The 19,435-nt window shown below is 63.6% G+C and carries 18 protein-coding genes; 8 read left to right on the top strand and 10 right to left on the bottom strand.

All coding sequences use genetic code 11. The features are described 5' to 3' along the window. Nucleotides 1-307: 307 nt before the first annotated feature. The 6 genes from ACFSQT_RS10565 to ACFSQT_RS10540 form a co-directional block, all read right to left on the bottom strand. Nucleotides 308-1,681: a pyruvate dehydrogenase complex dihydrolipoamide acetyltransferase gene (locus ACFSQT_RS10565; protein ID WP_379018265.1), complete on the bottom strand. Its 1,374-nt coding sequence runs from the start codon at nt 1,679-1,681 to the stop codon at nt 308-310. Nucleotides 1,682-1,684: 3 nt separating this feature from the next. Further along, nucleotides 1,685-2,683, bottom strand: a complete 999-nt coding sequence (locus tag ACFSQT_RS10560; RefSeq protein WP_379018263.1) for an alpha-ketoacid dehydrogenase subunit beta — start codon at nt 2,681-2,683, stop codon at nt 1,685-1,687. Further along, entirely contained in the window at nt 2,683-3,711 is a 1,029-nt protein-coding gene (locus ACFSQT_RS10555) for a thiamine pyrophosphate-dependent dehydrogenase E1 component subunit alpha (protein ID WP_379018261.1), read from the bottom strand. Before ACFSQT_RS10555 ends, ACFSQT_RS10560 begins: the two co-directional genes overlap by 1 nt. A gap of 2 nt (nt 3,712-3,713) precedes the next feature. Then, nucleotides 3,714-5,042, bottom strand: coding sequence for an NAD(P)H-dependent oxidoreductase (locus ACFSQT_RS10550; RefSeq protein WP_379018259.1), 1,329 nt, complete (start codon nt 5,040-5,042; stop codon nt 3,714-3,716). A 272-nt stretch (nt 5,043-5,314) separates the two neighbouring features. Next, complete coding sequence (locus ACFSQT_RS10545; protein WP_379018257.1) at nt 5,315-6,133, bottom strand: phosphodiesterase; 819 nt, start codon at nt 6,131-6,133, stop codon at nt 5,315-5,317. A gap of 31 nt (nt 6,134-6,164) precedes the next feature. After that, nucleotides 6,165-6,953, bottom strand: coding sequence for a 3-hydroxybutyrate dehydrogenase (locus tag ACFSQT_RS10540; RefSeq protein WP_379018255.1), 789 nt, complete (start codon nt 6,951-6,953; stop codon nt 6,165-6,167). Nucleotides 6,954-7,201: 248 nt separating this feature from the next. Between ACFSQT_RS10540 and ACFSQT_RS10535 the strand changes: the two genes are divergently transcribed. Next, complete coding sequence (locus tag ACFSQT_RS10535) at nt 7,202-7,990, top strand: acetoacetate decarboxylase (protein WP_379018253.1); 789 nt, start codon at nt 7,202-7,204, stop codon at nt 7,988-7,990. Continuing rightward, nucleotides 7,983-9,143, top strand: coding sequence for a patatin-like phospholipase family protein (locus tag ACFSQT_RS10530; RefSeq protein ID WP_379018251.1), 1,161 nt, complete (start codon nt 7,983-7,985; stop codon nt 9,141-9,143). Before ACFSQT_RS10535 ends, ACFSQT_RS10530 begins: the two co-directional genes overlap by 8 nt. A gap of 121 nt (nt 9,144-9,264) precedes the next feature. Here ACFSQT_RS10530 and ACFSQT_RS10525 read toward each other — a convergent pair whose 3' ends face one another. The 3 genes from ACFSQT_RS10525 to ACFSQT_RS10515 form a co-directional block, all read right to left on the bottom strand. Then, on the bottom strand, nt 9,265-9,393 hold the full coding sequence (locus ACFSQT_RS10525) for a hypothetical protein (RefSeq protein ID WP_379018249.1): 129 nt from the start codon (nt 9,391-9,393) through the stop codon (nt 9,265-9,267). A 70-nt stretch (nt 9,394-9,463) separates the two neighbouring features. Further along, complete coding sequence (locus tag ACFSQT_RS10520; protein ID WP_379018247.1) at nt 9,464-11,065, bottom strand: inorganic phosphate transporter; 1,602 nt, start codon at nt 11,063-11,065, stop codon at nt 9,464-9,466. A 127-nt stretch (nt 11,066-11,192) separates the two neighbouring features. Further along, entirely contained in the window at nt 11,193-12,407 is a 1,215-nt protein-coding gene (locus ACFSQT_RS10515; protein ID WP_379018245.1) for an ROK family transcriptional regulator, read from the bottom strand. Nucleotides 12,408-12,612: 205 nt separating this feature from the next. Between ACFSQT_RS10515 and ACFSQT_RS10510 the strand changes: the two genes are divergently transcribed. From ACFSQT_RS10510 to ACFSQT_RS10485, 6 genes are all read left to right on the top strand, one after another. Beyond that, entirely contained in the window at nt 12,613-13,851 is a 1,239-nt protein-coding gene (locus ACFSQT_RS10510) for an extracellular solute-binding protein (protein WP_379018243.1), read from the top strand. 181 nt (nt 13,852-14,032) lie between these two features. Continuing rightward, nucleotides 14,033-14,917 (top strand): carbohydrate ABC transporter permease, encoded by an 885-nt coding sequence (locus tag ACFSQT_RS10505; RefSeq protein ID WP_379018241.1) that lies wholly within the window; start codon nt 14,033-14,035, stop codon nt 14,915-14,917. After that, nucleotides 14,917-15,762 (top strand): carbohydrate ABC transporter permease, encoded by an 846-nt coding sequence (locus ACFSQT_RS10500; RefSeq protein ID WP_379018240.1) that lies wholly within the window; start codon nt 14,917-14,919, stop codon nt 15,760-15,762. Before ACFSQT_RS10505 ends, ACFSQT_RS10500 begins: the two co-directional genes overlap by 1 nt. Next, the gene (locus tag ACFSQT_RS10495) at nt 15,759-16,781 is read left to right on the top strand and encodes an SIS domain-containing protein (RefSeq protein WP_379018239.1); all 1,023 of its coding nucleotides are present in this window, start codon (nt 15,759-15,761) and stop codon (nt 16,779-16,781) included. The genes ACFSQT_RS10500 and ACFSQT_RS10495 overlap by 4 nt, the downstream gene beginning before the upstream one ends. Next, the gene (locus ACFSQT_RS10490) at nt 16,781-17,710 is read left to right on the top strand and encodes a PfkB family carbohydrate kinase (RefSeq protein ID WP_379018238.1); all 930 of its coding nucleotides are present in this window, start codon (nt 16,781-16,783) and stop codon (nt 17,708-17,710) included. Before ACFSQT_RS10495 ends, ACFSQT_RS10490 begins: the two co-directional genes overlap by 1 nt. Continuing rightward, a complete protein-coding gene (locus tag ACFSQT_RS10485) occupies nt 17,707-18,795 on the top strand; it encodes an ABC transporter ATP-binding protein (protein ID WP_379018237.1) in 1,089 nt (362 codons plus the stop codon). Before ACFSQT_RS10490 ends, ACFSQT_RS10485 begins: the two co-directional genes overlap by 4 nt. Here ACFSQT_RS10485 and ACFSQT_RS10480 read toward each other — a convergent pair. Beyond that, a complete protein-coding gene (locus ACFSQT_RS10480; RefSeq protein WP_379018236.1) occupies nt 18,786-19,352 on the bottom strand; it encodes a TetR/AcrR family transcriptional regulator in 567 nt (188 codons plus the stop codon). The genes ACFSQT_RS10485 and ACFSQT_RS10480 overlap by 10 nt on opposite strands. Between the last annotated feature and the right edge of the window lie 83 nt (nt 19,353-19,435).

Below are 19,435 nucleotides of genomic sequence, written 5' to 3'. Positions count from 1 at the left end.
CGGCGGCTTCAAGCATAGGCACTGGATTGGCGCAATTTAGCCGCTAACAGGTTGGTGATCTGGATGGTCACGCACGGGGCCGCACCACCGAGGCGTTGGTGCGGCGAGACTGGTGCGGCCCTTTTCCCCAAAGCCGCCGAGCATCCATCGCTATGCCGCCCCCCCGTCGACGGGATGAGCAAAATGCCTGCGAAATGACGGGAAGCCGCCATTTCATTTGCCGGCTCATAATAGAATTCGCGCGGGGTCGCCAGCTGCGCCAGGCGCCCAGATCGGCACCCGGCGCCTTCTCCCTTCTTCTCCCTTCCTAGACGAGCATGCCCATCGGGTTCTCGATCAGGCGTTTGAAGGCGACCAGCAGTTCGGCACCCAGCGCCCCGTCGACGGCGCGATGATCGGTCGACAGCGTCACCGACATCACGGTGGCGATTTTGATCTCGCCATTCTTGACCACCGCCAGCTCCTCGCCGGCGCCGACCGCCAGGATCGTCGCATGCGGCGGGTTGATGACGGCGGCAAAGTCCTTGATGCCGAACATGCCGAGGTTCGACACCGCCGTGGTGCCGCCCTGATACTCTTCCGGCTTCAGCTTGCGGCTGCGCGCCCGGCTGGCCAGGTCCTTCATCTCGTTGGAGATTGTGGACAGCGTCTTTTCGTCCGCCTTGCGGATGATCGGCGTGATCAGGCCGCCGGGGATCGACACGGCGACGCCGACATCGGCATGCTTGTGCTTGACCATGGCGCTCTCGGTCCATGAGGCATTGGCATCCGGCACCGCCTTCAGCGCCATGGCCATCGCCTTGATGACCATGTCGTTGACCGACAGCTTGTAGGCAGGCACGTCACCCTTTTCGGTCTTCTTCATCGGCGCCGCCGCATTGATCTGCGCGCGCAAGGCCAGCAGCGCATCGAGCTCGCAATCCAGCGTCAGGTAGAAATGCGGGATGGTGGTCTTGGCCTCGACCAGGCGGCGCGCGATGGTCTTGCGCATGTTGTCATGCGGGACGAGCTCGTAGGAACCCGGTTCGAACAGCTTCAGCACCTGCTCGTCCGACATCGCCTTCACCGGCGCGGCGGCAGCCGCCGGTGCCGCCGGTGCGCCTGCCGGTGCTGCCTTGGCGGCCGGCTTGGCGCCGCCACCGGCAATCGCCGCATCGACGTCGGCCTTCACCACCCGGCCATGCGGACCGGTGCCTGCAATGACTGAAAGGTTGAGGTCCGCTTCCCGAGCCAGACGGCGAGCGAGTGGTGTCGCACGTGCAACCGAAGGCGATTGGCCGATCTCCCCCCTTGTGGGGGAGATGCCCGGCAGGGCAGAGGGGGGCGCGACAGGCTGAGACGGATGCGGGACAGCGCCCCCCTCTGTCGACTTTGTCGACATCTCCCCCACGAGGGGGGAGATTGGTGCCCAGTCCTGCTCCGCGCCAGCCCCATAGGCTTCGCCATCGGCATAGATCCAAGCAACCGGCGCGCCGACCGGGATGTCGATCCCCTCCTTACCGGTGACATCGCGTAAGGTGCCGCTGGCCGGCGCGTCGATCTCCATCGCCGCCTTGTCGGTCTCGATCTCGAACAGCACATCGCCCTTCTTGACCCTGGCGCCTTCCTCGGCGAACCAGCGCGAGATCTGTCCGGTCGCCATGTCCATGTCGACCTTGGGAAGAATGACTTCGGTCGGCATGGGCTAGCGGACCCCTTTCACGAGGTCGCGCGCGGCCGCAATGATGTCGGGCACCTGCGGCACAACAGCCTTTTCCAGCTCCGGATTGTAGGGGATCGGCGTCTCGGCGCCGCCCAGCCGCACGATCGGCGCGTCGAGGTAATCGAACGCCTCGCTTTCGGCGATCATGGCGCTGACCTCGGCGCCGATGCCCAGCGTCTTGACCGCTTCGTAGACGCACATCAGCCGCGATGTCTTCCTGACGCTGTCGATGACGGTCTGCTTGTCCATCGGTCGGATGGTCCTGAGATCGACGACTTCGATGTCGATGCCTTCGGCTTCCAGCGCCGCCGCGGCGTCAAGCGCCTTGTGCACCATGATGGAGGTTGCGACGATGGTCAGGTCGCGGCCCTCGCGGCGGATGTCGGCCTTGCCGATCGGCACCGTGTAGTAGCCTTCGGGCACCGCGCCCTTCATCTTGTAGAGCAGCTTGTGCTCGAAGATCATCACCGGATCGGGATCGGCGACCGCCGCCAGCAGCATGCCCTTGGCATCGTAGGGCGTGGCCGGCTGGATGACCTTGAGACCCGGCACATGACCGAGCCAGGCCTCGAGGCTCTGGCTGTGCTGTGCCGCAGCCCCCGTGCCGGAGCCGGCCGGAAAGCGCATCACCATCGGAACCGAAACCTCGCCGCCCAGCATGAAGCGCATCTTGGCCGCCTGGTTGACGATCTGCTCCATGGCCAGCGTGGCGAAATCCGAAAACTGGAACTCGAAGATCGGCCTCATGCCGGTGAGGGCGGCACCGACCGCCACGCCAGCGCCACCCAGTTCCGAAATCGGCGTGTCGATCACCCGCTCGGTGCCGAAACGATCGACCAGATCGCCGGTGACCTGGAAGGCGCCGCCATAGACGCCGATATCCTCGCCCATGAGAAAGACGCGTTCGTCCATGTCCATTGCGATCGCCATGGCCTCCTGGATCGCCTGGGCGTAGCTCAGTTCACGCACCATCGCGTCCATCAAGCCTGCTCCGTATAGACATAATTCCCGCTGTCGCGGACATCCGGCGACGGGCTCGCCTTGGCGAACTCGATGCCATCGGCGATCTCTTGCGCCACCGCGCCGCGAATGGCCTCGATGCCCTTGTCGTCGATGAAGCCGAATTCGCGCAGCTCGCTTTCGAACAGGGTGATCGGATCGCGGTTCGACATCCAGTCCTCGATCTCCTCCTTGGTGCGATAGCGGTTGCGGTCGCTCTTGGAATGGCCGCGATGGCGATAGGTCTTGGATTCGATCAGCGTCGGCCCCTCGCCCGCGCGGGCTCGCTCGACAGCCTTGTAGGATGCCTCGGCGACTTCCGAGAAGATGTTGCCGTTGACGATGACGCCCGGCATCGAATAGCCGGCGGCGCGCTCGGCAATGTTCTTGACGGCGGTCGAGCGCGCCGTCGATGTCGACATGCCGTAGCCGTTGTTCTCGCAGACGAAGATCACCGGCAGCTTCCAGATTGCCGCCATGTTCAGCGCCTCGTGGAAGGCACCTTCATTGTTGGCGCCGTCGCCGAAGAAGGACACCACGACCTTGCCAGTCTTCATCATCTTCGAAGACAGCGCCGCCCCAACGGCGATCGGGATGCCGCCGCCGACGATGCCATTGGCACCGAGATTGCCCTTGCCGACATCGGCGATGTGCATCGAACCGCCACGGCCCTTGCAGTAGCCTGACGTCTTGCCGAAGAACTCGGCGAACATGCGCTTGACCTCGGCGCCCTTGGCGATGCAGTGGCCATGGCCGCGATGTGTCGAGGTGATCTGGTCATCCTCAGCAAGCGGCATGCAGATGCCCATGGCGCTGGCTTCCTGGCCGATCGACAAATGCATGGTGCCGTGGATGAGGCCGCGCGTGTAGCACTCCTCCGCGCCCTCCTCGAAGCGGCGGATGAGATACATCTTGTAGAGCACCTCTCTGAGTTGCTCGGGGCTGTACTGGCGATAGACGAAAGGCAGGTTGGCACGACTGTCGGCGACGGCTTTGCTGGCTCCGGCCATGATCAGGCTCCCACGGACCCGTAGACGAGCTTGTCCTGGCGGGCGCGCAGTTCAGCGATCTTGGAGCCCGGCGCGGGCGCGGCATTCGCATAGGTGATGAGCTCGCCTTTCTTGATCGGCTGGGTCACCGAACCGCCTTGCAGCAGGCCGCAGGGAATGGCCTTGGCGGCGCGCGCCTCGGGCGCCGTCATGATCCAGGCGCGGTAGCAATATTCGCCGATCGCATCGAGCTTCTCGCCCGGCTTCATGTCCTTCTTGGCCACGGCGCAGACTTCAGCCGTCGGCTTGGCCAAAGGCACCATGTCCGCCTTGCCGTAGAGCACGACGCGGGCGCAGGTCAGCGGCACCTCGAGCGAGGTCAGGTGATAGGGACGGTGGAAGGTGAAATACGGACCCTTGCCCATCTTCAGATCTTCCATGCGCTCCGAAATGCGCGGATGCGACATGTCGGCGACGACGAAGACGCCGGGCGCGACACCCTTGCCGATCGAGTAGTCGACGACACCGACCTTCGACAGCACGCCGCCATCCTTCTGCGGCACCAGGACCTTGGACAGTTCGCCGAGCGTCGCCGCCGGGCCGTGCATGCCGGGCTTGTCGGGAACCAGCCCGGTGGCATTGGCGATCGCCGCCATCTCGACCATGGTCTTGGATCCGTCGACGAATTCGACCAGCATGCGCACATTCATATGCCGGCGCTTGGCCTCCTCCTCATAGTCGGGGGGCGTGGCATCGATGTTGAGCGGATTGTTCTTGCCCTTGCCGGCGGCGACGATCGGATGACCCATCGCCGAAACGAATTCGATCAGCTCCATGCAGGAGGACGGCTCGTCGCCCGCGCCCAGCGAATAGGTGACGCCGAGCCGGTCGGCCTCGCTTTTCAGATAGGCGCCGATGGTGACGTCGGCCTCGACATTCATCATCACCAGATGCTTGCCGTGTTCCATGGCGCGCAGGCCGATCTCGGCGCCGACGGCGGGAACGCCGGTGGCGTCGATGACGACGTCGATGAGATCATTGTCGATGACCAGGCTGGCATCGCCGGTCACCGCGATCTTGCCGGCCTCCATCGCAGCCGTCATCGCCGACGCATTCGACACTTCGCGCGCGTGGCCGGGTTCCTGGAAGGCGATATCCACCGCCCTGCTGGCGGCGGGCAGGTTGAGTTCGGAAATGGCGCCGATCTCGATGCCGGACATATGGGCGACACGGGTGACGATGTCGGTGCCCATCTCGCCGGAGCCGATCAGGCCGACGCGGATAGGCTTGCCCGACCTGGCGCGCTCCTCAAGATCGCGGGCAAGGCCCGTCAACGAAACATTGGAAGCCATACCGCTTGTTCCTCCCATAGTGCAGGCTGTTCAATCGCTTGACGGGTATTGAACATCTGTATTTCTGTCAAGACTAATGTCCACACCAGTCGCTTTTTGACGCCCCATTGCGAAGGCTCTGCGTGACCAAAACAGCCCACCAAAGCGGAGGCCGCGCAGCAGGTTGCGCAGGAAACAGACTGGCACAGCTGCGTGCCGCCCGACACACGGAATCTGGGTAGCTTATCCACCGGGCGTGACGATCGCTTCGCCACGCCCCTCAACGGTTAAGGCTATGGAGCCGCCTGCACCGGAAAATCGTGAAAATGCACGATCACCCCATCCGCATCGATCAGGATCACGGCATAGGCCGGCGGCTCGTACCCCAAGCTCCAGCTCTGCGAGAAATCGAGCGCGCTCTGATGATTGGTGCTGCGCAGCGTGCTGACGGGAATGCCGCGCCAGTTGCCTGCGATCAGCCGGTGGACGTGTCCGGCGAAGATGTGGCGGACATTGCCGTGGCGCAGCAGAACCTCATACAAGGCATCGGCGTCGGCGAGCCGGACACGGTCGAGCTCGGGGATGTGGATCCGGAACGGCGGGTGATGCATGAAGAGGAAGACCGGCCGATCGCGGGCTTCTTGCAACCGCTCATCGAGCCAGCCGAGGCGCGCCTCGCACAGCCTGCCCTCGACATGGCCGCTGTCCAGCGTGTCGAGCAGGATCACGCGGCCTTCAGAGCCATCGAAGACGCTTTGGACGAAGCCGCGCTCAGCGGCTGCCTCCGAAAACATTTCGAGAAACAGCGCCCGATCATCATGGTTGCCGAGCATCAACCGGCAAGGCGGACCGAACTTTGCCAGGCTCCCCTTGAGTGCGGCATAGGCGGCCCGTTCGCCGTCATTGGTCAGGTCGCCGGAAATCACCACCAGTTCGGCATCGGCATGGTTTTTGCCGATATCGGCAAGCAGGCTTGCAATCTGGAGAGCGGATTGGAGCCGTACAGGAGACCGCCCGGCGTCATCAGATGCGGATCGGATATCTGGATGACTTTCATGGACCTGACCGCAGTGCTTTCTCGCTGGCGGCTTCCTGTTGAAGCCTGACCGCATCAGCCGGCAAACGAAACGCCTTGACCATCTCCTACTGGGCGGTCCAGCCGCCGTCCATCGGCAAGGTCGTGCCGGTGATCTGCCTGGCTGAGTCCGAGCACAGGAACAGCGTCAGCGCGGCAAGCTCGTCGACGGTGACGAACTCCTTGGTCGGCTGGGCCGCCAGCAGCACATCGTGCTTGACCTGTTCCTCGGTCATGCCGCGCGCCTTCATCGTGTCGGGGATCTGCTTTTCGACCAGTGGCGTCCAGACATAGCCCGGCGCGATCGCGTTGACGGTAATGCCGTCAATGGCGGCTTCCAGCGCCACCGTCTTGGTCAGGCCGGCAATGCCGTGCTTGGCCGACACATAGGCTGACTTGAACGGCGAAGCGACCAGCGCATGCGCGGACGCCGTGTTGATGATGCGGCCCCATTTGCGCGCCTTCATGCCGGGCAGCGCCGCCTTGATCGCGTAGAAGGCGGCGAGCAGATTGATGCGGATGATGGCTTCCCATTTGTCGTCCGGGAATTCCTCGATCGGCGCGACATGCTGGATGCCGGCATTGTTGACCAGGATATCGAGACTACCGAACGTGGCCTCGGCCTCATGCACCATGGCGCTCACCGCCGCGCCGTCCATCATATTGGCATCGGAATAGCGGCACTTGACGCCGAAATCCCTCTCGATGCCGGCCCGCTCCTGCTCGATGGCCCCAGCATCGCCCAGGCCGTTGATGGTGACGTTGGCGCCTTCGGCGGCAAAGGCGCGGGCGATTGCCAGGCCGATACCGCTGGTCGAGCCGGTGACGAGGGCATTCTTCGAAGACAGGGAACCCATGGTGATCTCGCGCGAGGTGGGAGGGAACATGACATATAATTGTGCGTCGCAGCATGACAATGACAGAGCCATGTGTCGATGCGATTACAGCCTGACGACCGCGCTGGAGCATGGCTCCCATCCGGTTCGAAACCGTTGTCGCCGGGCTGACACGGCACTGTCATGGTGCCGTGCAACATAATCGGTAGCGCATTCGCGTGGTCATTCCAGACTAAATTCTGCCTGCAAAAGAACCTTGGGGGTGCAGCTTGGAAATCGCCGATGTCTTGAAGCGCGCCTATGCGATGCCGCTGACCAATCCGTCCTTCCCGCCGGGGCCGTATCGTTTCTTCGACCGCGAATACGTCATCATCACGTATCGCACGACGCGCGAGGCGCTCGAGGCCGTCGTGCCGGCGCCGCTGGAAATCGACGAGCCGCTGGTCAAGTACGAATTCATCCGCATGCCTGATTCAACCGGCTTCGGCGACTATACCGAGACCGGCCAGGTCATCCCCGTGCGCTACAAGGGCCAGCACGGCGGCTATGTTCATTCGATGTATCTCGACGACGACGCGCCGATCGCCGGCGGGCGTGAACTGTGGGGGTTTCCCAAGAAGCTGGCCAGCCCGAAGATCGTGCACGAGGGCGAAGTGGTGGTCGGCACCCTGCACTATGGCAGCGTTCTGTGCGCCACCGGCACCATGGGCTACAAGCACCGGGAGGCCGACCACGATTCCGTGCTTGCTTCGCTGGCTGCTCCCAACTTCCTGGTCAAGATCATCCCGCATGTCGACGGCACGCCGCGCATCTGCGAGCTGGTTCGCTACTACCTTACCGATATCACGCTGAAGGAGGCATGGACGGCGCCCGCGGCTCTCGATCTGCGGCCCCATGTCATGGCCGACGTGGCGAAGTTGCCGGTGCTCGACATCGTATCCGCTGTTCATTTCACCGCCGACCTGACGCTCGGGCTGGGCAAGGTGGTTCACGACTACCTCGCCGATCGCAGCCTGTCCGAAATCGGCGCAACCCAGCCGGAGAAAATTCGTGCTTGAACGCAATCGCAAGAAAGAGGCCACCGCCACCATCGAGGAAATCTCGGCGCAGTATGACCGCATCGCGCTGGTGTTTCAGGGTGGCGGCGCGCTCGGCGCCTATCAGGCAGGGGTCTATCAGGCGCTGGCCGACGCCGGCTGCGAGCCGAGCTGGCTTTCCGGCGTTTCGATCGGCGCCATCAACGCGGCGATCATCGCCGGCAATGAGCCAAGCCGCCGGCTGCAGCGTCTCGAGCAATTCTGGCAGACGATCTCGGGCCGCAAGATCTGGGCCTATACGCCGGAAGGCGACATCTACCGCGACATCCGCAACCGCACCAGTTCGTGGATGACGATGACCATGGGCCAGCCCGGCTTCTTCAAGCCACGCAATCCCAATCCCTGGTTCGAGCAGCCGGGCGCCGAAGGCGCCACCAGCTTCTATGACACGGCCGAGTTGAAGGAGACGCTGGAGAGCCTGATCGACTTCGATGTCCTCAACGACGGCAAGAAGCGGCTGAGCGTCGGCGCGGTCAATGTCAGGACCGGCAACTTCGTCTATTTCGACACCGAGAAGGTGCGCATCGAGCCGGAGCACATCATGGCCAGCGGCGCGCTGCCGCCCGCCTTCCCGTCGATCCGCATCGCAGGCGAATACTACTGGGACGGCGGCATCGTCTCCAACACGCCGCTGCAATACCTGCTCGACCAGGAAGAGGACCGCTCCTCGCTGGTGTTCCAGGTCGACTTGTTCAGCGCGCGCGGCACCTTGCCGCGCGGCATGGCCGATGTGCTGTCGCGGCACAAGGACATCATGTATTCCAGCCGCACGCGGCAGAACACAGACAATTTCCAGCGCATCCATGCGCTCAAGATGAAATTGCTCGACGCGCTGAAGCGCGTCCCTGCCGAATTGCTGAAGGAAGGCGAAAGAGAGCTGATCGCCGACTATTCCAATGCCGGCGTGGTCAACATCGTCCACCTCATCTACCAGCACAAAGGCTATGAGGGTCACGCCAAGGACTACGAATTCTCCGGCACCTCGATGCGCGACCACTGGGAGATGGGGCTGGAAGACACGCAGCGCACGCTGCGCCATCGCCAGTGGCTGACCTTGCCGACCAATGTCGAGGGCGTCGCCATCCACGACCTGCACCGCGAGGATCCGACCTGACAGCGGCTCAGAGCATGATCCCGAAAAGTGGATACCGGTTCTCGGGAAAGATCATGGTCAAATACTGAGACAGAACCCATCCCGGTTCCATCGGGATGGGTTCTGGGCTGGGATCGCGGTTTCAGAACCGCAAATTGGCGCCGGCGCGCAACAGCAGCCAGTAGAACAGGCCGGTCGCGACGCCCGCGAGCAGCAGCGCCAAAAGAAAGCCGCCGGGTGTCTCGGTAAGCGGCAGGCCGGCGGTGTTCATGCCAATTCAGGACAGGCTTGCCGAAGGAAAGGCGGCGCCGGAACCGGCGCCGCCTTTTGTTTGTCGAGCTCTAAAACACCTGGCGGAAGATGATGAACAGCACGAAGGCGAGCGTGATCGAGCAAGGCAGCGTCAGCACCCAGGCAAGCAGCAGATTGCGCACCGTCGACCATTGCAGGCCCGAACCGTTAGCGGCCATCGTTCCGGCGACGCCCGACGACAGCACATGGGTCGTCGACACCGGCAGCCCGAGCCGGTCGGCCATGCCGATGGTCACCATCGCGACAAGCTCCGCGGCGGCACCCTGTCCATAGGTCAGATGGCTCTTGCCGATCTTCTCGCCGACCGTGACGACGATGCGCTTCCAGCCGACCATGGTGCCGAGGCCGAGCGCCAGGGCAACGGCGACCTTCACCCAGATCGGGATGAACTTCGTCGCGTTGTCGACGGCCTTGTGATAGTCGGTGACCGCCTTGAGATCGGCAGCCTCCATCGGCAGCAACTTCTTCTTGTCGATCAGCTTGAGCGCCTCACCAATCAGGTAGATGTCGTTGCGGGCGTTGCTGACCAGGTCGGTCGGCACATTGTCGACAGTGGCATAGGGCCGCAGGCCCGCTGTCGTGTTGTGGATGTAGGTCTGCAGCGCGACCGTCGTCTGGTCGTTCCAGGTCCGGGTGCGCACGGCATCCTGGACGGCTGCCTTGGCGTCGGCGACGGTGACGCCCGGCTTGACATATTTGCCCAGCGCCTGTTCGACGCTGACGGAAGCCGCCTTGTAGGCCTCGAGGTAGTTGATGTCGGGCGTCCGGTTCAGCGCAAAGGCCGTCGGCACGACACCGATCAGGATCAGCATGATGAGGCCCATGCCTTTCTGTCCATCGTTGGAGCCGTGCGCGAAGCTGACGCCGGTGCAGGTGAAGATCAGCAGCCCGCGGATCCACCATGGCGGCGGCGTGTTGCCTTTCGGTGCTTCGTAGAGGGCCGGATTGCGGACGAGCAGCTTCATCGCATAGAGCAGGATCGCCGCGGCAAAGAAGCCGATGATCGGCGACACCAGCAAGGTGATGCCGACATTGGTCGCCTGCGACCAGTCGACACCGCTAGTGGCACTGCCGGCAGGCGCCATGAACTGGTTGGCGAGGCCGACGCCGATGATCGAGCCGACCATCGTGTGCGAGCTCGACGCCGGCAGGCCGAGGAACCAGGTGCCGAGGTTCCACAGGATGGCGGCGACGAGCAGTGCGAACACCATGGCAAAGCCGGAGGACGAGCCGACCTGCAGGATCAGCTCGACCGGCAACAGCGACAGGATGCCGAAGGCCACGGCGCCACTGGAGGTGAGAACCCCGAGGAAATTGAAGGCGCCCGACCACATGACGGCGAATTCGGCCGGCATTGAGCGCGTGTAGATGACGGTCGCCACCGCATTGGCCGTATCATGGAAGCCGTTGACGAATTCGAAGCCGAGCGCGATGAGCAAGGCGATACCGAGCAGGATCCACGGCACGGTCTTGGCCTCGGCCAGATCCTGGCTGAGCGCGTAGCCGACATAGACGACGCCGACGAGCACCAGCACGCCGAAGGCGGGCAGGAACCACTTCGCGCTACCCGAACTGTCCAGCGGATGATCCGGTCTCGGAATGCCCGCTTCACTAGAAACTATGTCCACCATGTCCCACTCCTATTGCATTGCAGCAAAGAACCGGGACGAACGCTATGTCCGCACAATGAACCCTGTATGACGATATCGAACACGACCTCTGAGCATATCTCAGGCGAAAAGCCGGGCGGTCGACGCTTCAGGCGCCGCTGAATCGCGTCTTCAGGATCGCAGAGAACAGCGGATCGAAGGCACGACTGATCGGCGCCGCGGCAGCTCCCAGCGCGATCGACCAGGGATCGGTGGTGCCAAGCTGCAGGCGTGGCAAATTCCGCCCGGGCCGGTCGGCGATCGACGGCAGCAGCGGATGCATTGCCTCGACCAGCCGGCGGGCCAGCGCTTCCGGCGCTCCGCTGGTCAGGATGACGGTCTGCGGATCGAAGATCGTTTCGATGAGATGCACGCCCCAGCGCAGATCATGCGCCGCACCATCGATCCAGGCCATCATCTTTGGATCCCTGGCGATGACCAGGGCGTTCATCTGCTGGTAGATATCGTTGTCTGCCGGGTTGAGGTCGAGATGCTGGTAAAGCGAAGCCAGCGACGCGCGATGTTCGAGCGGCGTCGAGCCGGGGCCGGCCGGCGACAGCAGCGCCATGCCGATCTCGCCGGCATTGCCATGGCCGCCGCTGTAGAGCTCACCGTTGAGGATCAATCCGGCGCCGATGCCGTAACCGACATAGAGGCAGACCGCGTGATCGACGCCGTGCGCCGCGCCGACGATGCGCTCCGCCGTCGCGCAGGCGGCGGCGTCGTTCTGCAGGCTGACATTCAGGCCCGTGCCTTCAGCCAGCTTGTCGAGCAGCGGAAATTTCTGCCAGGCCGGCATCATCCATTTATCGTCCAAATTCTTCAGCCCGAAAGGACCTGGCATGGCAACGCCAAGGCCGACCAGCCTGTCTTCGGACTGAGCGGAAATCTCGGCAAGTTTCCGCCGGACGCCGCTGATCAGGCCAAGGATGACCTCGACGCCCTTCGATGGCTCATCGAACGGCAGGTTGGCCTCGGCGCGAGCCAGCACGCTGCCTATCAGGTCGACGGCGACCGCCCGCGTCAGGTGACGGTCGATCTGCAGACCGATGGCGAAGGCGCCTTCGGGAACCAGCCTGTAGGGGGTCGAGGGTTGGCCCCTGCCCTTGCGCACCGCATCGAGGGCAACGACCAGGCCATCACTTTCGAGATCCTCGATGATGTTGGAGACCGCCTGTTTGGTGAGCTGCGTCGCCCGTGCCAGATCGGCCCGCGACAGGGCGCCATTGAGACGCAGCGCCTCGATCATGACACGACGGTTGTGGGCGCTCGTGCCTTCCTGATTGGTGCCGCTTTTGGCGCGGATCGGGCTGATATCGTCCACCGGCGTTTCCCTCTTGACTCCAATAGGATATTGATCGACTAATTAAGTCAAGCGAATTGACTTAATAGCGGAACGACTGCAGAAAAAGATGGCCAGGGCTTTGTGCCTGTCGCCGCCCCACCGGTCGGGAACATTGGGTCACGTGACATCAACCCGGGAAGGCAACGCAATCGCCTGACCGTCACATCGGAAATGGGAGAAGAAGATGCTGAAATCGATCGGTAAGACACTCTTGGGCGCAGTCTTTTTTGGAGGATTGCTGGTTCCCCATGCCTTCGCCGAAACGTCGCTCAATGCGCTTTTCATGGCGCAGGCCGCCTATAGCGAGGCCGACGTGCGCGCCATGACGGATGCCTTCACCAAGGCCAATCCCGACATCAAGGTCAATCTCGAATTCGTCCCCTACGAAGGCCTGCACGACAAGACCGTGCTCGCGCAGGGCTCGGGCGGTGGCTACGACGTCGTGTTGTTCGACGTCATCTGGCCGGCCGAATACGCCACCAACAAGGTGCTGGTCGACGAAACGTCGAAGATCACCGACGACATGAAGAAGGGCGTGCTGCCCGGCGCCTGGACCACGGTCCAGTATGACGGCAAGTACTATGGCATGCCGTGGATCCTCGACACCAAATACCTGTTCTACAACAAGGAGATCCTGGAAAAGGCCGGCATCAAGACGCCGCCGAAGACCTGGGAGGAACTCGGCGAACAGGCCAAGATCATCAAGGACAAGGGCCTGCTGAAGACTCCGATCGCCTGGAGCTGGTCGCAGGCCGAGGCCGCTATCTGCGACTACGCCACGCTGGTCAGCGCCTATGGCGGCGACTTCCTCAAGGACGGCAAGCCGGACTTCCAGAATGGCGGCGGCGTCGCGGCGCTGAAATACATGGTCGACAGCTACAAGTCGGGCCTCACCAATCCCAATTCCAAGGAATTCCTGGAAGAGGACGTGCGCAAGGTGTTCGAAAACGGCGACGCCGCCTTCGCGCTGAACTGGACCTATATGTACAACATGGCCAACGATCCGAAGGACAGCAAGGTGGCGGGCAAGGTCGGCGTTGTGCCGGCGCCAGGCGTCACCGGCACCAGCGAGGTGTCGGCCGTCAACGGCTCGATGGGCCTTGGCATCACGGCGGTCTCAAAGCATCCGGACGAAGCCTGGAAATACATTGAATTCATGACCTCGCAGGCGACGCAAAACCAGTATGCCAAGCTCTCGCTGCCGATCTGGGCTTCGTCCTATGACGATCCGGCCGTCACCAAGGGCCAGGAAGAACTGATCGCCGCCGCCAAGCTCGGTCTGGCAGCCATGTATCCGCGTCCGACCACGCCGAAGTATCAGGAGCTGTCGACTGCGTTGCAGCAGGCGATCCAGGAAGCGCTTCTCGGCCAGTCTTCGCCGGAAGACGCCCTGAACACCGCTGCCAAAAATAGCGGCCTCTGAGCACTGTTCTCCAGTCACGGGCGGCACTACAGCGCCGCCCGTCCCCTCGGACGGGCAAGGACGCTGTAGCGCTTTCTGATCTTGCGCATGACTCCGGAAATCGGTTCCGATTTCCGGAGTCATGCGCGAGTGCCGCCCGTGCTATGTCTGAAATCACGATGAAAGAAGAGGGGTTGCTCCGATGTCGGGCACCTGGATGACAACCCGTGCATGGCTGCTGATGCTGCCGCTGCTCGTGGTCATGGTCGCCGTCATCGGCTGGCCGCTGGTCGATACCGTCGGGCTTTCCTTCACCGATGCCAAGCTTGTCGGCACCGGCGGCAATTTCGTCGGCTTCGACAATTATGCGAACATGCTGTCCAGCTCGAACTTCTCGCGCACGCTTGTCACCACGACACTCTTCGCGGTGATTTCGGTCGCCGCCGAAATGGTGATCGGCGTTCTCGCCGCGCTGCTGCTCAATCAGCCGTTTCATGGCCGCACCGTCCTGCGCGCCTTGATGATCCTGCCCTGGGCGCTGCCGACCGTGGTCAACGCCACGCTGTGGCGGCTGATCTACAATCCTGAGTATGGCGCGCTGAACGCGGCACTCACGCAACTGCATCTTCTCGACGCCTATCGCTCCTGGCTCGGCGAGCCGGGAACGGCGCTGACGGCGCTCATCGTCGCCGACTGCTGGAAGAACTTTCCGCTGGTGGCGCTGATCGCATTGGCCGCGCTGCAGGCGGTGCCGCGCGACATCACCGCTGCCTCGCTCGTCGATGGCGCCGGGCCTTTCAACCGCTTCCGCTTCGTCATCCTGCCCTACCTCGCCGGGCCGCTGATGGTGGCGCTGGTGCTGCGCACCATCGAGGCCTTCAAGGTCTTCGACATCATCTGGGTGATGACCCGCGGCGGCCCGGCCAACAGCACGCGCACGCTGTCGATCCTCGTCTACCAGGAGGCCTTTTCCTTCCAGCGCGCCGGCTCCGGCGCGTCGCTGGCGCTGATTGTCACCTTGCTCGTCACCGTGCTCGCTGTCGCCTATGCGGCGCTGGTGCGGAAGACCGCGGGGAGTGCCGCCTGATGGAGCGCCAGAGCCCTGCCTTCACCGTCTTCATCCACGCCTGTGCGCTTCTTCTCGCCGCCGTCATCCTGGCGCCCATCGCCTGGCTGTTCATCATGAGCATATCGCCGGCCGCCGATCTTGCCGCCAAGCCGCTGCGCTGGTGGCCGCAAAGTGCCGACTTTTCCCGTTACCGGCAATTGCTGTCGACAGCCGAAAACAGCGCCGGTGCTGCCTTCACCTCATCGCTGCGCAACAGCCTGGAGATCGCCGGCATGGCGACCATCGCCGCCCTGGCGCTGGCGATCCCCGCCGGCTGGGCCGTCTCGCGCACGCCGTCGATCGGCTGGTCGCTGTCGATGGTCATCGCCACCTACATGCTGCCGCCGGTGGCGCTGGCCGTACCGCTCTATATGGGCCTGTCGTATCTCGGCCTGCTCAACAATGTCTTCGGCCTGGCGCTTGTCTACCTGACCATTCTGGCTCCGTTCACCACCTGGCTGATGAAGTCGGGTTTTGACTCGATCCCGCGCGAGATCGAGGCGGCGGCAATGATCGACGGCGCCGGCCTGTTCCAGACGCTGCGCATCATCACGCTGCCGCTGGCCGCACCCGTGATGGCGACGTCGGCGCTGTTTGCCGTGCTGCTCGCCTGGGACGAATTCTTCTATGCGCTGCTGTTCACCTCGGACCAGCGCGCCAAGACCTTGACCGTCGCCATCGCCGATTTGGCCGGCGGCCGTGTTTCCGACTACGGATTGATCGCCACGGCCGGCGTGCTGGCCGCCTTGCCGCCGGTGCTGATCGGCCTGGTCATGCAGCGCGCGCTGATTTCGGGCCTGACCAGCGGCGGTGTGAAAGGATGATGATGACTGCAGCAAAACCCCGGCCGGCCGGGTTGGTCGCCATCGACCGCGAAATGGCGCGCCAGCATGCCGATGCGATCGCGTCGTTCGAGCACAATGCAGCCATGGCGGCAAAGGTCGCCGCCTCGATCCGGCAGACCGGGCGCCTGCTGCTGCTCGGCATGGGCGGCTCGCATGCGGTCGGTCGCGGCGTCGAGCCGCTCTACCGCGCGCTTGGCATCGATGCCCTGGCGCTGCCACTTTCCGAACAGCTCGGCCAGCCGCTGCCGCTGGCCGGCAGGACGGTGCTCGTCACCTCGCAGTCGGGCGAGAGCGCCGAGGTCGTCAGATGGTTCTCGGAGGCTGGCAGCCCTGCCGATGTTTTCGGCCTGACACTCGAAGGCGCCTCGTTCCTGGCTCGCACCGTGCCTTGCCTGGTCGGCGCCGGCGGCACCGAACTGGCCTTCGCCGCCACCCGCAGCCTGACCGTGACCTTCGCCCTGCATCTGGCCATCCTGGCCGCACTCGGCGAGGACCCAGGTGCCGCGCTTGGCGCCCTGGATCAGCCACGAGACAACGACATCACGCAGGCACTCGCAACACTGCAGAAGGCGACAACCATCGTTACATCAGGCCGGAGGCTGCAAGGTCTCGCCGAAGCGCTGGCGCTTGGTCTTACCGAACTGTCGCGCCTGCCGTGCTTTTCACTCGAGGGTGGCCAGCTGCGTCACGGGCCGATGGAGATGCTCGGCCCGCACATCGGCGTCATCCTGTTTCGCGGCAACGACCCGACGTCGGATCTGGTGACCGCGATGGCCATATCCGTGGTCGAGGCCGGCGCGCCGCTGGTCGTCTTCGATTCGTCCGGGCAGTCGCCTATCGCGGGCGCCGTCACGCTTTCATTCAAGCCAGCCTCCAGCATGGCCGCGATCTTCGCCATGCTGCCGGTCGCGCAGCGCCTGATGATCGCTTTCGCCGATGCCCGTATCGACAATGCCGGCACGCCTGTCCGCTCCACCAAGATCACCAGGAGCGAGTGATGCGTCCGCTTGCAGTGATCGGCAACGTCAATGTCGACCTGATTGTCGGCCCGGTCGCGCCATGGCCAAAGGCGGGAACGGAGACCGTCGTCGACCACGACGAATTGCGCGTCGGCGGCCAGGCCGGCAACAGCGCGCTGGCCTGGCAGGCTCTGGGCGTCGATTTCGCCGTTGCCGCCAATGTCGGCGACGACCAGTTCGGCCGCTGGCTTCGCGAAGCCTTCGGCCGCCGTGCCGAGAAATGGCCGGTCCGTCCTGAAGGCACGACGCTGTCCGTCGGCATGACCCACCCCGACGGCGAACGGACCTTCTTCACCACACGCGGACACCTGCCGCGCTTCAGTCTTGCCGATGTGTTTTCCGTCCTCGACGGCGGGGCGCTCTCCGGGGGATACGCGCTGTTGTGCGGCTCCTTCCTGACCGACGATCTGACGCGCGACTACGACGCGTTTTTCGATTGGGCCGACAGCCACGACATCGCCGTCGCGCTCGACACCGGCTGGCCGATCGATGGTTGGACCGAAGCCAACTGCGCAGCGACGCGCGCGTGGCTTTCGCGCTGCGGGCTGGCGCTGTTCAACGAGGTCGAGACCGTGACCCTGGCCGGAACGCGGAACCCCGTGGAGGCCGCGCGCGAAATCCGCTCGAGCATGAGAAAAGGCGCGACCTTCGTCGTCAAGCGCGGGCCGCTGGGCGCCATCGGCATCGGCCCGGATGGAGCGCTTGTCGAGGCCGTCGCGCCCGATGTCCGGGTTGTCGACACCATCGGCGCCGGCGATGTCTTCAACGCCGCCTTCCTCGCCGCCCTGGCCCAGGAGCAGCCGCTATCGGCCTGTCTCTCCGCCGCGACGCATGTGGCCTCGCGCGCAATTTCCACCTTGCCCCGCAACTATGGCGGACCGATGAATCTCGAGGGAATCCATGCATGAGCGCGCTTGAAATCCGCGACATCCGCAAGAGCTACGGCAGTGTCGAGACGCTGAAAGGCATCGACATCGCGCTGCAGAGCGGCGAATTCCTGGTGCTGCTCGGTTCGTCGGGCTGCGGAAAATCGACACTGCTCAACATCATCGCAGGGCTGGCCGAAGCGACAAGCGGCGATGTGCTGATCGGCGGCCGCTCGATCCTTGGCGTTCATCCCAAGAACCGCGACATCGCCATGGTCTTCCAGTCCTATGCGCTCTATCCAAACCTGACCGTACAGCGCAACATCGGCTTCGGGCTGGAGATGCGCGGGGTTGCCGCCGACGAGCGCGACAAGGCGGTGCGCGAAGCGGCGAAACTGCTGCAGATCGAGACCTTGCTCGACCGCAAGCCGAGCCAGCTTTCCGGCGGCCAGCGCCAGCGCGTCGCCATCGGCCGGGCGCTGGTGCGCAAACCGCAGGTGTTCCTGTTCGACGAGCCGCTGTCCAATCTCGACGCCAAGCTGCGCCTGGAAATGCGCACCGAGCTGAAGCGCCTCCATCAGATGCTGCAGACCACCATCGTTTACGTCACCCACGACCAGATCGAGGCGATGACGCTGGCGACCCGCATCGCGGTGATGCGCGACGGCCGGATCGAGCAGCTCGGCACGCCCGAAGAGATCTACAACCAGCCGGCAACGCTCTATGTCGCGGGTTTTGTCGGCGCGCCATCGATGAACATGCTGCAAGTGGTCATTGCAGACACAAAGCTGGCCATTGCCGGTACCAACGTGCGGATACCCTTGCCCGCACGCTATCGAAACGCGGTCCGTGACGGCGCACAGGTCGTCGTCGGCATCAGGCCCGAAGCGCTTCGCGTGGCGACCGGCGCCGCAACGGATTTGTCGTTGCCCGTGGAGATAGAGGTCGTCGAACTGACCGGGCCCGAACTGGTCACCACGGCTAGCATCGGTCCGCAGCGACTGACGGCTTGCCTGCCGCCACGGACCCGGGTCGGCAAGGGCGAAACATGCGGCTTCACGTTCGACGAAGCCGCGCTTCGCTTGTTTGACCCGGAGACCGGCAAGGCTTTCCAGGATCAGCCCTGAGGGATGTCCTCGCGGATCTTCGGCGATCCCGCAATCTCGAGCAGGGACGATACGAGCAGCTGGCGCTCATCTCTCGACAGGACATCCGCATCGAAGAGGTTCATGCTGCGCAGCCCCTCGATGGCGAGGTAGCAGACCAGCAGCGACTTCAGATCCTGCGTCTCGCCCTTCAGCCGCTCGAAAAGCTGCCGCTTGAATGTCTTTATCGGCGTCATGAAATCGGGATCCTCGGCGATCGCCGAAAAGATCCAGGATGCCGATGGCTGCTTTTCCTCGCAATCACTTGCCGACAGCCTGATATAGACAGCGAGCGGGTTTTCGCCTTTGTCGTTGCTGTTGGCGGATTCGAGCGCTTGCCCGAATTCACGCAAATAACCCTCGACCAATCCCTGCATCAACTTGGCCTTGGTCGGGAAATTGTAGAGCAACCCGCCCTTCGACACGCCGGCACGGCTGGCGACCGCTTCCAGCGACAGGCTGCCAGGCCCGGATTCTCGTGCGACATCAGCCGCCGCGGCAAGAATTTTCTCGCGCGAGTTCGATCTTGGAGCTTTCATGGCCCCTCCCATCGCAAGCTTAGGCCCAATTGACAAGACCGTCCAGACGGTACAGTAAGATCGCCATTGTTTTGAAATCGGGA

It is taken from the genome of Mesorhizobium calcicola (assembly GCF_042682105.1).
GTDB classification, from domain to species: Bacteria; Pseudomonadota; Alphaproteobacteria; order Rhizobiales; family Rhizobiaceae; genus Mesorhizobium; species Mesorhizobium calcicola.
This window is presented reverse-complemented; position numbering and strand designations above follow the sequence as displayed.